This is a genomic window from Pantoea ananatis PA13 (assembly GCF_000233595.1).
Classification (GTDB): domain Bacteria; phylum Pseudomonadota; class Gammaproteobacteria; order Enterobacterales; family Enterobacteriaceae; genus Pantoea; species Pantoea ananatis.
Genome location: NC_017554.1, coordinates 17,065 through 34,128, shown reverse-complemented (window position 1 = coordinate 34,128; position 17,064 = coordinate 17,065). Strand labels below are relative to the sequence as shown.

At 53.5% G+C, this 17,064-nt stretch carries 17 protein-coding genes; 7 read left to right on the top strand and 10 right to left on the bottom strand.

Going from position 1 to position 17,064, the window contains the following annotated elements; all coding sequences use genetic code 11:
* Nucleotides 1-14: 14 nt before the first annotated feature.
* From PAGR_RS00155 to PAGR_RS00130, 6 genes are all read right to left on the bottom strand, one after another.
* Nucleotides 15-1,316, bottom strand: coding sequence for an MFS transporter (locus PAGR_RS00155; RefSeq protein ID WP_014594947.1), 1,302 nt, complete (start codon nt 1,314-1,316; stop codon nt 15-17).
* Nucleotides 1,317-1,824: 508 nt separating this feature from the next.
* Nucleotides 1,825-3,204, bottom strand: coding sequence for a carbohydrate porin (locus PAGR_RS00150; protein ID WP_014604712.1), 1,380 nt, complete (start codon nt 3,202-3,204; stop codon nt 1,825-1,827).
* A 184-nt stretch (nt 3,205-3,388) separates the two neighbouring features.
* Nucleotides 3,389-3,691: a PTS lactose/cellobiose transporter subunit IIA gene (locus tag PAGR_RS00145; RefSeq protein WP_014332939.1), complete on the bottom strand. Its 303-nt coding sequence runs from the start codon at nt 3,689-3,691 to the stop codon at nt 3,389-3,391.
* Nucleotides 3,692-3,702: 11 nt separating this feature from the next.
* Complete coding sequence (gmuD, locus tag PAGR_RS00140; protein ID WP_014604711.1) at nt 3,703-5,085, bottom strand: 6-phospho-beta-glucosidase GmuD; 1,383 nt, start codon at nt 5,083-5,085, stop codon at nt 3,703-3,705.
* Nucleotides 5,086-5,097: 12 nt separating this feature from the next.
* On the bottom strand, nt 5,098-6,435 hold the full coding sequence (locus PAGR_RS00135; protein ID WP_013023971.1) for a PTS cellobiose transporter subunit IIC: 1,338 nt from the start codon (nt 6,433-6,435) through the stop codon (nt 5,098-5,100).
* A 12-nt stretch (nt 6,436-6,447) separates the two neighbouring features.
* Entirely contained in the window at nt 6,448-6,762 is a 315-nt protein-coding gene (locus PAGR_RS00130) for a PTS sugar transporter subunit IIB (protein ID WP_013023972.1), read from the bottom strand.
* A gap of 290 nt (nt 6,763-7,052) precedes the next feature.
* Here PAGR_RS00130 and PAGR_RS00125 point away from each other — a divergent pair, with 290 nt between their 5' ends.
* Entirely contained in the window at nt 7,053-8,009 is a 957-nt protein-coding gene (locus tag PAGR_RS00125; protein WP_014604710.1) for a LacI family DNA-binding transcriptional regulator, read from the top strand.
* 6 nt (nt 8,010-8,015) lie between these two features.
* Here the strand turns inward: PAGR_RS00125 and PAGR_RS00120 are convergent, their stop codons facing one another.
* The 4 genes from PAGR_RS00120 to PAGR_RS00105 all read right to left on the bottom strand — a co-directional run bounded on the left by PAGR_RS00120 (nt 8,016) and on the right by PAGR_RS00105 (nt 11,419).
* Nucleotides 8,016-9,149, bottom strand: coding sequence for an ROK family transcriptional regulator (locus tag PAGR_RS00120; protein WP_013023974.1), 1,134 nt, complete (start codon nt 9,147-9,149; stop codon nt 8,016-8,018).
* Nucleotides 9,150-9,364: 215 nt separating this feature from the next.
* Entirely contained in the window at nt 9,365-10,105 is a 741-nt protein-coding gene (gene dnaC, locus PAGR_RS00115) for a replicative helicase loader DnaC (protein ID WP_014604709.1), read from the bottom strand.
* Nucleotides 10,105-10,641, bottom strand: coding sequence for a primosomal protein DnaT (gene dnaT / locus PAGR_RS00110; protein ID WP_014332936.1), 537 nt, complete (start codon nt 10,639-10,641; stop codon nt 10,105-10,107). The genes dnaC and dnaT overlap by 1 nt, the downstream gene beginning before the upstream one ends.
* Before the next feature lie 172 nt (nt 10,642-10,813).
* The gene (locus PAGR_RS00105; protein WP_014594952.1) at nt 10,814-11,419 is read right to left on the bottom strand and encodes a hypothetical protein; all 606 of its coding nucleotides are present in this window, start codon (nt 11,417-11,419) and stop codon (nt 10,814-10,816) included.
* A 210-nt stretch (nt 11,420-11,629) separates the two neighbouring features.
* Here PAGR_RS00105 and PAGR_RS00100 point away from each other — a divergent pair, with 210 nt between their 5' ends.
* From PAGR_RS00100 to PAGR_RS00075, 6 genes are all read left to right on the top strand, one after another.
* Nucleotides 11,630-12,190, top strand: coding sequence for a DNA-3-methyladenine glycosylase I (locus tag PAGR_RS00100; protein ID WP_029570816.1), 561 nt, complete (start codon nt 11,630-11,632; stop codon nt 12,188-12,190).
* 115 nt (nt 12,191-12,305) lie between these two features.
* The gene (locus tag PAGR_RS00095; RefSeq protein WP_014604707.1) at nt 12,306-12,968 is read left to right on the top strand and encodes an OmpA family lipoprotein; all 663 of its coding nucleotides are present in this window, start codon (nt 12,306-12,308) and stop codon (nt 12,966-12,968) included.
* Nucleotides 12,969-13,128: 160 nt separating this feature from the next.
* The gene (locus PAGR_RS00090) at nt 13,129-14,112 is read left to right on the top strand and encodes a LacI family DNA-binding transcriptional regulator (protein WP_014604706.1); all 984 of its coding nucleotides are present in this window, start codon (nt 13,129-13,131) and stop codon (nt 14,110-14,112) included.
* 68 nt (nt 14,113-14,180) lie between these two features.
* Complete coding sequence (locus PAGR_RS00085; protein ID WP_013023981.1) at nt 14,181-15,206, top strand: LacI family DNA-binding transcriptional regulator; 1,026 nt, start codon at nt 14,181-14,183, stop codon at nt 15,204-15,206.
* 137 nt (nt 15,207-15,343) lie between these two features.
* Nucleotides 15,344-16,093, top strand: coding sequence for a sugar phosphate isomerase/epimerase family protein (locus PAGR_RS00080; RefSeq protein WP_014332930.1), 750 nt, complete (start codon nt 15,344-15,346; stop codon nt 16,091-16,093).
* A 9-nt stretch (nt 16,094-16,102) separates the two neighbouring features.
* Nucleotides 16,103-17,056 carry a sugar kinase gene (locus PAGR_RS00075; protein ID WP_013023983.1) on the top strand — a complete coding sequence of 318 codons (954 nt, stop codon included), beginning with the start codon at nt 16,103-16,105 and terminating at the stop codon, nt 17,054-17,056.
* Nucleotides 17,057-17,064: the final 8 nt, after the last annotated feature.

The following is a 17,064-nucleotide window of genomic DNA, read 5'->3' as shown; positions in this document are numbered from 1 at the left end:
ATGTAAGCCCTGACTTAATGTTTAACGGCGGTTTGCAGATTGACCGTGCTGCGACGGTACAGGTACAGCGTTGCCAGTAAGGCGCAGACGGCAGCGAAGCTCATCCAGTAACCCGGAGAGGCTTTATCGCCGGTGTACTCAATTAACGCTGTTGAAATCACCGGCGTGAATCCGCCAAAGATGGCGGTCGCGAGGCTGTAAGCCAGTGAAAAGCCTGCTACTCGCACCTCAGCTGGCATGATCTCGGTAAGTGCCGGAATCATCGCGCCGTTGTACAGGCCATAAATAAATGACAGCCACAGCAGGACAGTGAGCATCATGGAGAAGCTGGGGGCAGCAGCCAGCATCGTCAGGGCAGGATACGCGGTCGCCAGCGCGATCAGCGTCATGCTGACCAGGACGGGTTTACGTCCAAAACGGTCAGACAGCGCTCCGCCAACCGGCAGCCACAAAAAGTTAGAAATGGCGACCAGCAGCGTAACCAGCAGGCTGTCCGAGGCGCTGAGCATCAGCACTTTCTTGCCGAAAGTAGGCGCATAAACGGTGATCAGATAGAACGCGGTGGTGGTCATCGCCACCATCAGCATGCCGGCAATCACAACCTGCCAGTTGGCCAGAAGGGTTTTAAACACGTCGCGCATCGCCAGGTGATGACGACGGGCGTTAAATTCCTGGGTTTCTTCGAGCTTGCGGCGCAGAAAGAAAATGAAAGGCACAATCATGCAGCCAAACAGGAACGGAATGCGCCAGCCCCACTCGCGAATCGCGCTCTCTTCCAGTACGGCATTCAGGGCAAAACCCATCGCGGCGGCAACCATAATGGCAACCTGCTGGCTACCGGACTGCCAGCTGGTGTAAAAGCCTTTACGGCCCGGCGTGGCGATCTCAGCCAGATAAACGGAAACGCCGCCCAGTTCGGCTCCGGCAGAGAAACCCTGTAACAGGCGGCCGGTTAACACCAGCATCGGTGCCCAAAGCCCAATGCTTTGGTAAGACGGAATCAGGACGATCAGGAAGGTGCCCGCCGCCATAATTGACAGGGTAACAATCAGACCTTTACGTCGGCCGACCTTATCAATGTATGCGCCCAGCACCACAGCACCAATAGGGCGCATCAGGAAGCCCGCGCCGAACACGGCAAAGGTCATCATCAGCGAGGCAAATTCACTGCTCGCAGGAAAGAAGGTGTGAGCAATATAGGTGGCATAAAAGCCGAACAGGAAAAAGTCGAACTGCTCCAGAAAGTTGCCTGAGGTAACACGTAATATGGCGCCGGTTCGGGCGCGGGTGGTCATAGGTGAAGTCGAGGAATGCATCGGTATCTCCAGTTTATCATTGACGCTTTTTGCCGCGTCTGTTGCTGAAGACTGGATCAGGAAAATAAAGTAAATAAGCGCAATAAACTCATCGACTAATGCGTACTGTGCATCAATAACCCTAAGCCATTACCTGAGGCTATGTGTAACAAGCCTTTAACAACATGGCGGGATAAACGGTCACCGGTAAACACGGAAAAACGGAATGCGTGTTTTGTGACAAGGTTCATACGGGTTTTTGAGGGCGAGCGTGCAGCGTAACGCGATTGTCAGGTTTTATCGGGCGTGCCGGGCGCTGGCCTGGCAGGGGTTAAACTCGCAGCCCGTGGACCTGATCTCCCGCCCTTACCTGAGACCGCCAGACGACAGGGGATGACAACATGCCGTTTGCAAAGGGCCATTGCCGATCGGCCCTATACGGGAACCTCCGATCGGCAATGGGTTATCGTTGTTGGAGACAGAATGCGCGTCTGTCATCCGCAGGATGAGATCACTGTTCGGGTTATGCCTAAAACCAGGCTTCCCACATCGCGCCCAGATTAAAGTCGTCCAGTATTTCGTTCTCCCTGCCGTTCACGCGAGCGGTGCGCGCATTGTCCACTTTGCCCCCGGTGACATAGAAGCGCAGCATAGGACGAAACTCCGGCCCCATGGCAATGGCGATATTTTGCGACAGAGTCAGCTTCCAACCATGGTTACTGCCGCCTTCATCGTAGTTAACGCGCTGATAACCGGCTTCCAGCCAGGTGGAATGGACGTCATTCCAGAAATACATTGGGCGGACAATCGCGGCGTAGTTCTTCCGGTTATCGCTTTTCAGCCGACTGTTATCGTAGTCGTGATAACCCAACAAATACTCGACCTGTGCCTGCGGGCTAAACAGATGCTTACCCTCAAAGCTGGTATACACAGTGCTGAGGCCCTCGGTTTTGCTGTAAACGCTGTTATCCGAATTGTCAGAATAGCGGGCAATCACTTTATTCACGCCATGGTCGTTAGTGTGGCTCAGTACAAACGCACCCTGCCAGGCTTTCAGGCGGTCTTCACTCTCTACGGCTTTAGAGTCGAAACCGTAATTAGCGTACAGCTCCAGATCGAGTGCGCCCAGCTTGATGCCGTGAATTTTAGAGGTGGCAGCGTAGTTGCCTTTATCCCCGGTACCTGAACCTCCCGTACAGGTGATGCGCGAGGGATTAGACTCATCGTTGAGCACTTCAGGGCTACAGGATTCCACGGCAGCGACGGCGGCCACGTCAAATTTTATCCCGCCCACATCGAAGTTCTTCACGCCCGCGCCCTGGCCATCATGGTTCATCCAGAAATAATCATTGATGTTCTGCTGCGGGCGCTGATGAAAGTCCCGTCCGGCCCAGAGGTAGGCATCAGGATTTGATGCCAGCACATTCGTCACGCCGGCATAGGCCTTTTTCAGATTCACCTCGTCGCCCCAGTGATCGATCATCACATTGACATCCCAGATAGCACCACTTTGGCTTTTAAACGCCTTGGAGAGCTGGAATTCGCCACCGTTGCCTTCGTTGCCCAGACGGCCAATACCGGAGGCACCGTTATAAGAACCGTCCACGGCTACATATTTCTGATCGCCGCTTTGATAGTGCGCACCGTAGCGCGCATAGCCGCTGAACGTGACGCCAAAGGGGATTGCCATATCCGGTGACTGGGCCGGGCTTTGCGGGTCGGTCACCACGTCCGTTTTTTTCGCTACGGCTGCATCCATCTTCGCCTGACGTTCGGCCAGGGCTTTATCAACGGCTTTGGCGACGATGGCGTCGATCTGTTCCTGCGTAAACTCCTGTGCAACGGCGACGGCAGGGCACAGCGCGGCGATCACCGCCAGAGGTAATGGAAGTTTTGGAATAATATTCATGGCTATCTCGTTTGCACAGCGTCCTTCGGGTTGATGATGTTCAACCCGAATAACGACGTGTGTTAATGATCAGACAATAACCATCCTGCGCGGGTTTATTGATGACCAGGGCAAGTTGATTTTTATATTATGTTATTTCCAGAGGTTTTTTGTTTTTCAGCCGATCTCCTGTCATGTTTTTTTATTAACGCTGGTAGAGATAAACAATTTCTTCTGCCAGTTCACGAGCCAGCATTGAGGTCATTAAATGATCCTGAGCATGGACCATAATTAAGGTCATTGGCTGGCGGGCTTCACCTGCGTCCTGCTCTATTAATCGGGTTTGCATTTGATGCGCGGTGCGGGAATAGTCGTCGGCCTCCTTTAGCCGGGCTTTTGCCTCATCAACGTCACCCTTTCGTGCTGCCTGAAGGGCTTCAAAGCAAAGGCTGCGGGCATGCCCGGCATTGACAATAATCGTCATTACCGCGTCTTCAAGTTCAATCATGATCGTCGCTCTCAATTAAAACCGTTATTTTCGGCAACCTCAGCAAACCATTTGCCACTCTTTTTAATCGTACGTTTTTGCGTGGCTAAATCTAACTGCACAAAACCGTAACGATTTTTATAACCGTTTAGCCATGACCAGTTATCAATAAATGTCCACATATGATAACCCAGACAATGACAGCCTTCGCGAATCCCTTTATGCAGCCATTTAAGATGTTCGGAAACAAATTCGATACGATAATCATCCAGAATTTCACCGTTCTGAATAAATCGCTGTTCATTCTCAACGCCCATACCATTTTCAGAAATAAAACAGCGCGGGTTTCCATAATTAACCCGCAGGTTAGTCAGAATATCGTAAATACCGGGCGCGTAAATTTCCCATCCACGATACGGATTCATCTGACGGCCTGGCATTTCATAGTGGTCGAATAACCACTCCGGCATAAAGGGCGCTTCAGCATTGACGGCGCTGTCCCGACACTTCACCCGGCGCGGCTGATAATAGTTCACGCCCAGAAGGTCGATAATGCCGTCGGCAATCAACGCAGCGTCGCCAGGCTGGCAGCGCGGAAGCTGGTGGTACTGACTCAGTAAGCTCAGCAGATCCACGGGATATTCTCCCTTCAGAACCGGATCCAGAAAGCTACGGTTAAACAACAGGTCAGCATGATGTGCGGCTTGCACATCGGCCGGATTCGCCGATCGTGAATAGGACGGCGTGAGGTTCAGCACCACACCAATGTCACCGTCGTAGCTGCCGTTACGCCAGGCGCGTACTGCCAGCGCGTGTGCCAGGACTGTGTGCAAGGCCACGTTAGCCGCTCGTCTGAAGTCCACGACGTTGGGATAATGAAAATCGTACAGATAGCCACCTTCGACCGGCACAATCGGTTCATTGAAGGTAAACCAGTGTTTCACCTTATGGCCAAACAGCGCGAAACAGCGCTGGGCATAGCGGCCAAATGCCTCCACAACCTCACGGTTCTCCCAGCCGCCTTTGTCCTGCATAGCCAGAGGCATATCGAAATGAAACAGGGTGATAAACGGTGTAATGCCCTGCGCCAGTAATGCATCGATGACCTTGTTATAAAAAGCCACGGCGTCAGGATTCACGGCGTCAGTGCCGTCTGGCATCAGGCGCGCCCAGCTCAGCGACGTGCGAAAGCTGTTGTGCCCTAACTGCTTTAGTAATGCGATATCGTGCTGCCAGTGCTGATAAAAGCCCGAGGTGTCTTGTGGGCCAATGCCTTGATGGAAACGGTGAGGCTGTTGCGCAAACCAGCGATCCCAGGTGGTAGGGCTTTTACCGCCATTCAGGCTGTCCCCTTCGGCTTGTAACGCCGAGCTGGCGCTGCCCCACCAGAAATTTTCAGGAAAACGGTAGTTCATTTTATGGGCTCCTTAAGCCTGTGGATGACCGGGCACGGGTTGGCCTGCAGGGGGCGCATCCTTGATTTTTTTCTCTTCTGCTTTAATCAGGCTGCGTTCATAGGCACGCAGGAAGGGTAAGTACATCAGCGCCGACATCAGCATACAAATCAGGCACATCACCAGCGGGCTTAGCGCCCAGTTAGCGGCCCAGGAGGCCCCGATCGGGGCGGGCGTGGTCCATGGCGTAAGCGAAACCACCTGGGCGATCCAGCCGAGTTTCGTGGCGGTATAAGCCAGCACGGCATTAATCATTGGAACGCAGACGAAGGGGATAAACAGCAGCGGGTTCATGATGACCGGCGCACCAAACAGGATGGGCTCATTGATATTAAAAAAGCTGGGCACCACGCCCATTTTGCCAATGGTGCGTAAATGTAGCACTCGGCTACGCAGCAGTAAGAAGGCCAGCGGTAAGGTGGAGCCCACTCCGCCAATCAGCAGGTAGTGATCCCAGAACCCCTGTAGATAGACATGCGGCAGCGCGGCTCCCGCCGCCAGGGCGGCCTGGTTAGCAGAGAGGTTAGCCATCCAGAAGGGATTCATAATGCCGGTGACGATCAGTGCACCATGAATACCGGCAAACCAGAAAATCTGACACAGCAGGACGGAAAGCAAAATGGCGGGCAAAGAGTCCGAAGCCGAAACCAGCGGCTCCAGCAAATGCATGATCGCCTGTGGCATAATCATGCCGGTTTGCGCTTCGATAAACAGGTTGAGCGGATGTAACGTTGCGATAATCACCAGTACCGGGATCAGAATCTCGAAGGAGCGTGCCACGCCGGTAGGCACTTCTTTCGGCAGGCGGATCGTGACATTATTTTGTTTTAGCCAGGCATAAACCCGGGTGGCGTAAATGGCGGTAATCAAGGCAGTAAAAATTCCCTGACCGGAAAGATACTGGGTAGAGATCTTTTCATCCGCATAAGGCGCGGCCACCAGTAAAAACGCCATAAATGCCAGCAAACCCGACATGATGGGGTCCAGATTAAACTGGCGGCCCAGGCTGGCACCAATCCCGACCGAGATAAAAAAGGTCATAACGCCCATGCTGAGATTAAACGGCAGCATCAGCTGTTGGCGATAAGTGATGGAAAAGTCCAGCCAGGCACGGGCAACGCTGTTGGTGGTGTCCGCTGAAAACGGCGGGAAGATAAATACCAACATAAACGATCCAATAATCATAAACGGTAGCGCCGCCGTAAAGCCGTCACGAATCGCTATCACATACTTTTGCTGACCTAACTTTCCGGCGAGTGGCGTAATGGACTGTTCAATTACCGTCACCATCGACTGATATAACGAACTCATAATGACACCTTTCTAGTGTGCCGCTTCAATAAGCGACAGAGCGTAATCCAGCACCTTGTCACCGCGTTGCATGCCGTAGTCCGTCATATTGATGGCCTGGACAGGAATGCCGTGGGTGGCAGCTTTTTCTGAGAGCGTGGTTAACATGTACTTCACTTGCGGACCGAGCAGAACGACCTGATAGTTTGGAAACTGCGCATCAAATTCGGAAACGCCCCAGGCATCGATCTGCACACTCAGCCCGCGCTGGTTCGCAACGTCGACCATCTTGCGGACTAAAAGACTCGTGGACATTCCTGCTGAACAACACAACATAATCCTGATCATGAGTAACCCTCCTTTGCGTATAAAACGTGTTACAGACGTGATTTGATATGATACGGAAACCGGTTTCCATTTGATGCAAACGGAAGTGTGACAGGCATCATGATCCCCGTTAAATAAACATTTTTCTTACGATTCAGATCACGTAATTTCAAGTTATTGTCGATAATTGAGAAGAAATGGAAAATCGGTTTCCATGAAAAAACGAAAAAGCTATACTGCCGGTGATGATTATTTGAGCCGCAGGATTAGGGCGTTTTTCAGGGATTCAGCGGGGTTTTCAGGGGAAAATAATGTCTACTATCAACGATGTATCGCGTCTCGCGGGTGTGTCAAAAGCCACGGTGTCGCGCGTGTTGAGTGGGTCACGCGGTGTAAAAGAAGCCAGCCGCGTTGCGGTATTAAAAGCGGTGGATGAACTCAGTTATCGTCCAAACGTGATCGCTCAGTCATTACTCAGTCAAACCACCGGCTGTATTGGCGTAATTTGCGCACAGGACAACATTAACCAGACCACCGGTTACCTCTATGCGCTTGAAAAACACCTCAGCCAGCACCAAAAACACCTCTTGCTCCGTTTCGCGAACAGCAGGATGGAAGTGATGACCTGTCTTGATGAGCTGACCTGTGGGTTGTGTGACGATGTGTTGATTATCGGCGCGCGCTTCCCGCTGAACCTGAATCAAAAAAACGTTATCCTGGTGGATTGTCTGGAAGCCGGGGACGACGTTAACTGCATTCAGTTCGATCACGCCTTTGCCGCCGAAACCGCCTGCAACTACCTGATAAGCCAAAATCGCCGACAGATTGCTCTGATTCATCCTGACAGAATGGGATTTTCCGATCGGGTTCTGTTGGGTTATAAACACGCGCTGGAAAAAAACTTTCTGCCGTTTAACCGCAACCTTGTGTTTATGGACGCCACATCCTCCTCGGTAGCACTTCAGGAGTTGCTGAATAACGCGTCCACGCTGAATTTCAGCGCATTGCTGGTGGCGGATGAACAACAGGCGCAGAAAGTCATTCCCCAGTTGCAGGCGTTCAACAAAAAGGTTCCCGACGACATTATGGTCTTCAGTCTGGCGGGCTCGTTGAACTTGCCCGGCATTCCGACTATTCCGGCGATTGAGTACTCGATGGACGCGATGGCAGCGCGCATCGTTAAGGCACTGACTGAACAGACGCGTAGCGTACTGGACTCCTATGTCATGCGGGGTGACCTGATTATCCCTGACTTTCGCCAGCGCTGAGCGCCCTTAGTCCGTTCGCTGCTCTTGTTGTTCAATAATCGCCAGCGCCAGTCCCGTTGCCGGTGCAAGGTGCGACGTCAGAAAATGTACCTGAGTGTGAGCGGCAATGAATGCCAGCTTGTTGGCCTGGGTTTGATTAAGTACGGCCTGACAAAATGTTGGGCTGACGCTCCAGGGGCAATCAATGATGATGTTGGCCGGATTGAGCAACAGCATGATCTGGCTGAGCGCGATACCCAGATAGTTTCCCGCCAGTTGCATCACTTCGTTTACCACGTTAGGCGCGCTGTCGCGGTTGTGCCAGGTCAGCCCCGGCTGACGCTGGGCCAGCTGTTGATTAATGGCAGGTTTACTGATCATGGCTTCCAGACAACCCTGACGGTTGCAGCTACAGCGAGGCCCGTTCGGCTGGACAGTGAGGTGGCCGGCTTCGCCCGCCGTCCAGCTGTTGCCGGTAAAAACGACACCGTGCTGTACCAGTGCGCCGCCAATTCCTTCGGCAATTCGTAAATAAAAATGCCCGCTTTCGGCGGGCAAGTTGAGTTGTTGCACAGACAGCAGCGCAGCGGCTTTAACGTTATTCATAATGCGAATCGGTAATCTGATCTGCTTACGCAGGTTGCTCGCCAGATCAACGTCCTGCCAGCCCAGATGGGTAGATAAATGCATCCAGCCCCGTCTGGGATCGACGACGCCAGGAAAGCCCAGCCCGATGCCCAGCAGGCCCGGCCAGGATTCGGTGAGTTTTTCACATAAGGCGGTCACCTCCGCTAACAGTGGCCCCGGTCGGCTGGTATCTGTCCGCAGGGTTTGTTCCGCCAGGGGTTGAGAGAAATAATCGCAAACCTGCCAGTGGATCAGGTTCTTTTCCACCATTATGCCGGCGCTGACCAGCTTTTCCGGACGCAGGGTAATCTGGATTTTAGGGCGACCTGCCGCAGAGACACTGGCTTTTCCCAGCTCCTGCACGAGATCCTGTTCCAGCAGATCATCAATAATCTGCGACACGGTATTTTTACTGATTGCCAGGATGTGCGCGAGGTCCTGCCGCGACGTGATACGGCGCTGGCGCAGTTGCGCCATGACCCGCTTTTGATTATTCAGCCGCATTAATGCAGGCCCTTTGCCAGTCACTTTCATGGCGGATTACCCCAGGTGTGGAAATCGGCAGCAGATTTGCCACCAACGATGAAGTCTTATTAGTTTGATGTCTAATCAAAACTTAGCATCGTGCAGATAAGCCTGCCAAACGGCGACGGCCTCAGGGCGAGAGAATTAAGTCAGAAATGGGTGCCAGGCCACAGGATTGTATAACGGTAAGGTAAAGAGCTGGCCCGCGTTCGCGGGCAGCCAAATCAGTATTCATCACCGCGAACGCGGCTACGGTAGCTTTCCCAGTCAAAGCGAACCCACAGGCTATTGCCCAGCCGCATGCGATCCATAACGCGTTCACCCAGCAGCGCATTCATCCCGGCGTGATCGAGGTTAGACAGCATGCCCGTCGGGCGTTTCGAGGAGGAACGGCGGTCCACAATCTGGTTAATAATCACTTTCTCGTAGCGCGATTCACTCTGCATACCGATCTCATCGATCACCAGCAAATCAACGCTGCTGAGATCCTGAATCAGCCGTTCTTCCGTAATATTGCTGCTGCCGCTGAAGGTGCCCTTCATGCTCGACATCAGATCTGCCACCGTGACGATTAGCACGCTCTTGCCACGTAAAATCAGATCGTTACCAATGGCGGCTGCCAGGTGGTTTTTGCCAGTGCCTGGACGGCCAGAAAAAACAAAGCTGGCAATACTGCTATCAAATTCGGCCGCATACTGGCGAGCCAGTTCCAGCGCTTTGCGTTGGCCTTCGTTTTCAACCCGATAGTTATCGAACGAGCAGTTGATGTGTAGCTCGCGAATGCCGGAACGGCCCATGATGCGCTGCATTTTCATCGCACGATTTTCGCGCACGATAGATTCTGATCGCAGACGGCCCTGTTCCTGATTCCAGGCCAGTAATTCTTCACCGTTTGTGAACTTGGGTCGGGTACCCGCGGGCATCATTCGTTTCAGACGGTTAAACAGATCGTTCGGCGTTTTCATTATTCACCCCGGAAACCATCAGGAATTGTGCTGTCAGGATTTGGCAACTGTGTAATGTCACGTCTGGGTTGTCCGCCATTGGCCGCCCGATTCATTTGCAGGCTGCGTGCCAGCTTCTGCTGCCACTGCACATGATGAAACAAACGCCCTTCCGCCTGCCAGTAGGCCACAAAGGCAGCCAGTTCAGCTGGCGTCACCGGTTCGCTTAGTGCAACGCCCCAGATGGCCGCCTGTCGCGTAAAGTCAGCGTCCGGCTGCCAGCCATCATACATGGCGAATTTACCCACCGGCGTATGCAGCGTAGCAGAAACATCGTCATACAGGCTGTCGTCCAGCGCCACATCACTGGGTTGCTGGGCGGCGGCCTCAAGTGCCAGTAGCCGCGCGAGGCGCGCTGGCGTAATGGCATACATTACGGGCGTATAATTTTCCAGCACCGCCAGCGTGCCGTCTTCAGCCTGCTGCAAGGCGCTGAGCGGATCCTGACGGAAAGCCTCAAGACCAATAAGCGTTGACGTTAAGATTTTGACTGACATGAAAAGACCTGCGGTTAACTTACACCGAACACCGGATAAAATTTCCAGTGCAGAAGCGGATATTGTACCTTTTTTAACGCGCGGGATCGCTGAAAAAGCGTTGAGGTTTTCCACCCAACCGGATGCGTTTGCACAATGGTTGGGCGGACGTGGCGTAAGCTGTCTTACGCTTTTAGCGACGGGTTTGCCACAGATAGCGGAGCCCGGCCAGCCAGCACAGGCTGTAGCCCAGTAATTCCACGCCTTCTTCGGCCATGTTTTTTACGCCACGATTGTAGTGATCGGGCATCAGGTGAGCCCACAGCGTGTTCATCCCAAACAGTCGGGAAAAAACCAGCACGATCATCAATCCGGCAGCCATAACGGGCCAGCGGTTGTGCCTGAGGAGATCGGCCAGCGCGCTCAGGGTCTGCTTTGGGGTACGCATGGCCACCGCTAAACTGCCCAGCGCGATCGCCAGCGCAAACCACACCCAGCTACCATGACGGATGAGATCGAAGAAAAAATCCAGTTCACGAATAAGCATGCAACTGTAAAAACCGGCAATTAGGGTTAATCCACCGCGTTGTGCAGGCCGATGACGGGCGGCAATAAAAAACAGTGCGGCAAGACTGAATAACAACAGTTCCTGCGCGGTTTCAGTAAAAGACGCTTCGTGCAGCGCATTATTCATCCAGACCACATCGATATAGATGGGGCCGATCATGAAGGTGATAAACAGAGAAGCAAAAAGAAATACGGTGAGCTCACGCCCAATAAGGATGACATTGTTACGCATGGAGTTACCTGAAAATGACTATCGTTATCATTGTATTTACATTCGTTATCGCTGCCTTCGCTTTTTATGCGTGATCGGTTCAGCTAAATGCATGACTGCAGCGGATAACCGAAGCGGCCTCGCAATTTACTGTGACTCGGGTTCAAATGTTGGAGGATTCCCTCTACTATCGAGGCAATAAACATGGCCTGGCATAAAAGGAAAAACACGATGCAACGATGTGGCTGGGTAACGCAAGATCCTGTCTATCTGGCGTATCACGACGACGAGTGGGGCAGACCGCAGAGGGATAAGCAGGCGCTGTTTGAAATGCTTTGTCTGGAAGGCCAGCAGGCTGGGCTATCCTGGATTACCGTACTGAAAAAACGCCAAAATTACCGCGCCGCGTTTCACCAGTTTGAACCGCAAGCCATTGCGCAGATGGACGATCAGGATATCGCCCAACTGATGCAAAACAGCGGCATTATTCGTCATCCCGGAAAAATTGCGGCCATTATTGCTAATGCCCGGGCGATGCTGGCAATGGAAGCAAAAGGGGAGGATTTTGCCCACTTTGTATGGCAGTTCGTTGATAATCAGCCTGTCGTCAATCATGTTGCCGATTACAAACAAAGTCCCACCACCTCTGCGCAGGCTATCGCGCTTTCAAAAGCGCTAAAGACGCGTGGTTTTAAATTCATCGGCCCGACAATTTGTTATTCATTTATGCAGGCCTGCGGCCTGATAAACGATCATCAAACCAACTGCTTTTGTCATCCTGACAACATTTAACGTCGATCCTTTACAAAATAAGACATTGTCTAAGGATTTTCCTCACTTTTGCGCGGCATAATCAATGCCAACCGGGGACAAGGTGCCTCGTTGTGATGAATCTAAGGGACAAATAATGCAGAAAAAGTTAATTGCTCTCACCCTGCTGTTGAGCGGTAGTTTGGTGGTATCAGGTTGTACAACTAATCCTTATACCGGTGAGTCTCAGGCGGGAAAATCCGGTGTAGGCGCAGGTTTGGGTGCATTAGTGGGTGCTGGCGTTGGCGTGCTTTCCTCTTCGAAGAAAGATCGGGGCAAAGGTGCGTTAATCGGTGCAGCAAGCGGCGCGGCGTTAGGCGGCGGCGTGGGCTATTACATGGATGTTCAGGAAGCGAAGCTGCGTGACAAAATGAAGGGAACCGGCGTTAGCGTTACGCGTCAGGGCGATAACATCGTGCTGAATATGCCGAACAATGTAACCTTTGATTCCAGTAGCAGCAGCCTGAAACCGGCGGGCGCTAACACGCTGACCGGCGTCGCTATGGTGCTAAAAGAGTATCCTAAAACCGCCGTGAATGTCGTGGGACACACGGACAGCACCGGCTCGCGTGCTTTAAATATGCGTCTGTCGCAGCAGCGTGCAGAGAGTGTGGCCAGCGCGCTGATCGTTCAGGGTGTAGCCGGCAGCCGCTTGCATACCCAGGGGGCAGGTCCAGACAGTCCAATTGCTACCAACAGCACTGAAGCCGGTAAGGCGCAGAACCGCCGCGTTGAAATCACGCTCAGTCCGTTAAATTGATCATCTCGCCCCCGTTGTCGGGGGCAAAGTCAGACTCGCTGTCCTTTTTTCGACGGCTTTTGGTAATAAAATGGGTAAGGTTTCCAGTTGGGAACCTGCGCACGGTGCCTGTCAACGCTTTATGCCAGAATGGTTCAAATTGAACAATGGATAACGCATCATGTCACTTAAAGCCATTGCGTCAGTACTGGGTCTCTCCGTTACCACAGTGAGCCGGGCACTCAACGGCTATGATGATGTGGCAAAGCAAACGCGGCAGCGCGTGAAAGAAGAAGCGCAGCGGCGCGGCTACCGTCCCAACGTTGCAGCGCGACGGTTGAAAACCGGCCGTGCCAATGCGGTTGGCCTGGTTTATCCAATGACCACACCCGCTTTCAACGATACGCACTTTAACAAGATATTACTGGCGCTCGATCAGCGTCTTTCCAAACACGATATCGATCTCGTGTTGTTAACAGATAAACCGCATGACGGGCAGCGTTCACTGATTCGCATGCTGCGCAGCCGGGCAGTGGATGCCATTGTTGTTACGCACACGTCACCTCATGACGCGCGCCTGCTCAGCCTGCAGCAGAAAGGCGTGAGTTTTCTTACGCTGGGACGCAGTGATTCAGAGCAGAATCATGCCTGGTTCGACGTTGATAACGCCGCAGGTTCGGCACTGGCGGTAAAACACTGCCTGGCGCTGGGTATGCAACGCATCGCCTGGCTCGGAGGCAATACAACCTGCACCTTTGTGCGCGATCGTCGCCAGGGCTACCTCAACGCAATGGATTCCGTACCGCCCTATGCCACGGCGGTGGTTGCGCCGTCGCGCCGGGCGGGCTATCAGCAAACCACAGACTGGCTGGCACAGGGGCTGCAACCTCAGGCCATTATCACCGATTGCAGCGCCCTGGCGGAAGGCGCGCTCGTGGCCTTACAGCAGGCGGGCCGCCTGGAGGGTGATACTGCTGTTGCCTTAGTGGCATGGGATGGGCTACCGGTCGACGCCATTATCGATCATCCGGTTATCGCCATTCGGCAGGCCAGCGAGCAGCAGAGAGGCGAGCAGGTTGCGATGATGGTGATGCGGCTGCTGGAAGGAGCACCGCTGGCGGAGTTACAAGTACTGTGGCAACCCTGGCTGCAATTTCCTCAGTAACGCGAACGTTTTTGCCATGTTGTATGGCTGTGGTAGTCTCGCGGGATGCTTAATTTGCGGAATACTTTATGAAAATCAGGCCGCCTCGCGCCACTATCAGCGATGTTGCTCATGCGGCAAAAACCGGTAAAACCAGCGTCTCGCGCTATTTAAACGGCGAGCAACATCTGCTTTCTGCCGATTTAAAAATGCGCATCGAGCAGGCGATTAGCGATCTTAACTATCGGCCAAGCCAGATGGCACGTGGCCTGAAACGGGGGCGTACCCGACTCATTGGCCTGATCATCGCCGATATCACCAATCCCTATTCTGTAGACGTCATGTGTGGCATTGAAGCGGCCTGCCGTGAATGTGGCTTTACGTTACTGATGTGTAATACCAATAACGAAGTCGATCTGGAGCAACATTACCTGCAATTGCTGAGCAGCTATCAGGTTGAGGGCATTGTCGTTAACGCCGTTGGCATGCATGAAGCGGTACTGAGCCGACTACAACAGTCTTTACTGCCCATGGTGCTGATCGACCGAAAAATCCCTGATTTCCCCTGCGATGTGGTCGGGTTGAATAATGCCGAAGCGGCAGAAACGGCCACCGCCCATCTTATTGACAACGGTTATGAGTCGCTGCTGTTTCTCAGCGAACCCTTAGGCAGCGTGAATACGCGCCGGGAGCGACTGCAGGCGTTTCGGCAACGTCTTGCTGCACATCCCGCAATCGCCCATGAGAATGCGGAAGTCGCGCTGCACCAGCCCGGGATAATGGATAAGATTCTGCGCGACTTTCATCAGCGGCACGCGGGAAAACGCTGTGCGGTAATGGTAGCCAATGGCGCGCTGACCTTGCAGGTGGCTCATTCTCTGCAGCGTCTTGCCCTACGCTGGGGTAGAGATATTGGCCTGTTAGGGTTTGACGAGCTCGAATGGGCTGCGTTGGCTGGCGTCGGTATTACCACCTTAAAGCAGCCCACCTGGCAAATCGGTTATCGCGCGCTCGAACGTCTTATATCCCGTATTGAGGGGCACGACCATCCACCTTGTGAACAGGTTTTTTCAGGCGAACTCATCGTGCGCGGTTCCAGCCAACGCCTCGGCTGATTTTCAGACTCTTCCCTTCGATTACGTGCTCGCTTCGTGAGCACGATCATACTTCCGCATTTTGCTACTTTGCTTTGGAACCGGTTCCATTTAACGTTTTTATAACGTTAATGCAGATTTTCACATCAGGAGTCGTAATGAAGCCCGAAATCATCGTCGTGGCCGCCGCGTATGGTCATCAACAGATTGCTGAGCTGGGCGGGCAGGCCGCGCTATTGCCCCTTATCCAGCAGGCGGGCGCCGACGGTGTGGAAATCCGCCGTGAACTGTTTGATGAGACCACGTTAGCCCATTTACCCGCGCTGGCGCAGGCAGCGCAGGTGCACCAGCTGCGCATCAGTTATTCGGTACCCGACACCTTGTTCTGTGAGGACGGCAAACTTAACCCCTTACTGGACGGTTACTTTTCCGAAGCACGTCAGTTGAATGCACAGCGGCTGAAAGTGGCGCTGGGTAACTTTACGGGCGCGCTGTACAGCGAAAAGCTACGTGGCTTGATGACAGAATATGGCGTGCCCCTGACTGTGGAAAACGATCAAACCCGCTTCGGCAAACAGCAACCGATGGTAGGGTTCTTTAAGGCCGCCGGTGAGGCGGCGCTGCCGATTACCATGACATTTGACATGGGTAACTGGTGCTGGACAGGTGAAGACCCGATCCAGGCGGCTGGTCTGCTGGCTGAGCATGTGGGTTACGTGCATGTCAAAGCGGCGGTGCCGCAGGGGACAAGCTACCGCGCCATCGCGCTGGATGATGCCGGCCCTGGCTGGCAAAGCCTGTTACACCGGTTGCCAGCAGCAGTGCCTCGCGGCATTGAGTTTCCGCTGGAAGGCGACGATTTGATTGCGGTGACGCGCCATTATGTGACGCTGCTGCGTAACGTCTGAGGAGTACATATGACTACCCATCCAAACGGCACGCTTGATGTAATCACCATCGGTGAGGCCATGGCCATGTTTGTCGCCCGTGAAACGGGCGATTTGGCCGCAGTAGACACCTTTGTGAAGCGCGCCGCTGGCGCAGAGCTGAACGTCGCTATTGGTCTGGCGCGACTGGGGCTGAAAGTGGGCTGGGTGAGCCGCGTGGGGCAGGACGCCTTTGGTCGCTTCATCTGTCAGGTGCTGGATAAGGAAAACATCGATCATCGTCAGGTGACCGTTGACCCGCGCTATCCGACCGGCTTCCAGCTGAAATCCAAAGTCGACGACGGTTCAGATCCGCTGGTGGAGTACTTTCGTAAGGGCTCCGCCGCCAGTCATCTGTCGCCAACAGATTTTGATCACGACTATTTTGGCGCTGCACGTCATCTGCACCTCAGCGGGGTTGCAGCAGCGATTTCAGACAGCTCACTTGAGCTGACAAAGCATGCTGCGAAAGAGATGCGGGCGCGAGGCAAAACGCTTTCGTTTGACCCCAATCTGCGTCCAGTACTGTGGCGCAGCGAAGGCGAAATGCGCAAGCAGCTCAATCTGTTAGCAGAATACGCAGACTGGGTACTGCCTGGCGAAAAAGAGGGCTATATCTTAACTGGCTATCGCCAGCCGCAGGATATCGCTGACTTTTATCTTGATAAGGGCGTAAAGGCGGTGATCATTAAAACCGGCTGTGAGGGTGCCTGGTACAAGACGGCCAGCGGTGAACAGGGCCAGGTTGAGGCGATGAGAGTGGATAACGTCGTCGATACTGTAGGGGCAGGGGATGGCTTTGCCGTGGGTGTGATTAGTGCGTTGCTGGAAGGGAAGCCACTGGTGCAGGCGATCCGCCGGGGTAACAAAATAGGTTCACTGGCGATTCAGGTTATTGGCGACAGCGAAGGGTTGCCGACGCGTCAGCAGTTAGGCGATGCATAGCCCAGCCC

Excerpts from the sequence above, each read along its gene's own strand:
- PAGR_RS00155 (WP_014594947.1), bottom strand. The coding sequence starts at position 1,316 with ATGCATTCCTCGACTTCACCTATGACCACCCGCGCCCGAACCGGCGCC.
- PAGR_RS00150 (WP_014604712.1), bottom strand. The coding sequence starts at position 3,204 with ATGAATATTATTCCAAAACTTCCATTACCTCTGGCGGTGATCGCCGCG.
- PAGR_RS00145 (WP_014332939.1), bottom strand. The coding sequence starts at position 3,691 with ATGATTGAACTTGAAGACGCGGTAATGACGATTATTGTCAATGCCGGG.
- gmuD (WP_014604711.1), bottom strand. The coding sequence starts at position 5,085 with ATGAACTACCGTTTTCCTGAAAATTTCTGGTGGGGCAGCGCCAGCTCG.
- PAGR_RS00135 (WP_013023971.1), bottom strand. The coding sequence starts at position 6,435 with ATGAGTTCGTTATATCAGTCGATGGTGACGGTAATTGAACAGTCCATT.
- PAGR_RS00130 (WP_013023972.1), bottom strand. The coding sequence starts at position 6,762 with ATGATCAGGATTATGTTGTGTTGTTCAGCAGGAATGTCCACGAGTCTT.
- PAGR_RS00125 (WP_014604710.1), top strand. The coding sequence starts at position 7,053 with ATGTCTACTATCAACGATGTATCGCGTCTCGCGGGTGTGTCAAAAGCC.
- PAGR_RS00120 (WP_013023974.1), bottom strand. The coding sequence starts at position 9,149 with ATGAAAGTGACTGGCAAAGGGCCTGCATTAATGCGGCTGAATAATCAA.
- dnaC (WP_014604709.1), bottom strand. The coding sequence starts at position 10,105 with ATGAAAACGCCGAACGATCTGTTTAACCGTCTGAAACGAATGATGCCC.
- dnaT (WP_014332936.1), bottom strand. The coding sequence starts at position 10,641 with ATGTCAGTCAAAATCTTAACGTCAACGCTTATTGGTCTTGAGGCTTTC.
- PAGR_RS00105 (WP_014594952.1), bottom strand. The coding sequence starts at position 11,419 with ATGCGTAACAATGTCATCCTTATTGGGCGTGAGCTCACCGTATTTCTT.
- PAGR_RS00100 (WP_029570816.1), top strand. The coding sequence starts at position 11,630 with ATGCAACGATGTGGCTGGGTAACGCAAGATCCTGTCTATCTGGCGTAT.
- PAGR_RS00095 (WP_014604707.1), top strand. The coding sequence starts at position 12,306 with ATGCAGAAAAAGTTAATTGCTCTCACCCTGCTGTTGAGCGGTAGTTTG.
- PAGR_RS00090 (WP_014604706.1), top strand. The coding sequence starts at position 13,129 with ATGTCACTTAAAGCCATTGCGTCAGTACTGGGTCTCTCCGTTACCACA.
- PAGR_RS00085 (WP_013023981.1), top strand. The coding sequence starts at position 14,181 with ATGAAAATCAGGCCGCCTCGCGCCACTATCAGCGATGTTGCTCATGCG.
- PAGR_RS00080 (WP_014332930.1), top strand. The coding sequence starts at position 15,344 with ATGAAGCCCGAAATCATCGTCGTGGCCGCCGCGTATGGTCATCAACAG.
- PAGR_RS00075 (WP_013023983.1), top strand. The coding sequence starts at position 16,103 with ATGACTACCCATCCAAACGGCACGCTTGATGTAATCACCATCGGTGAG.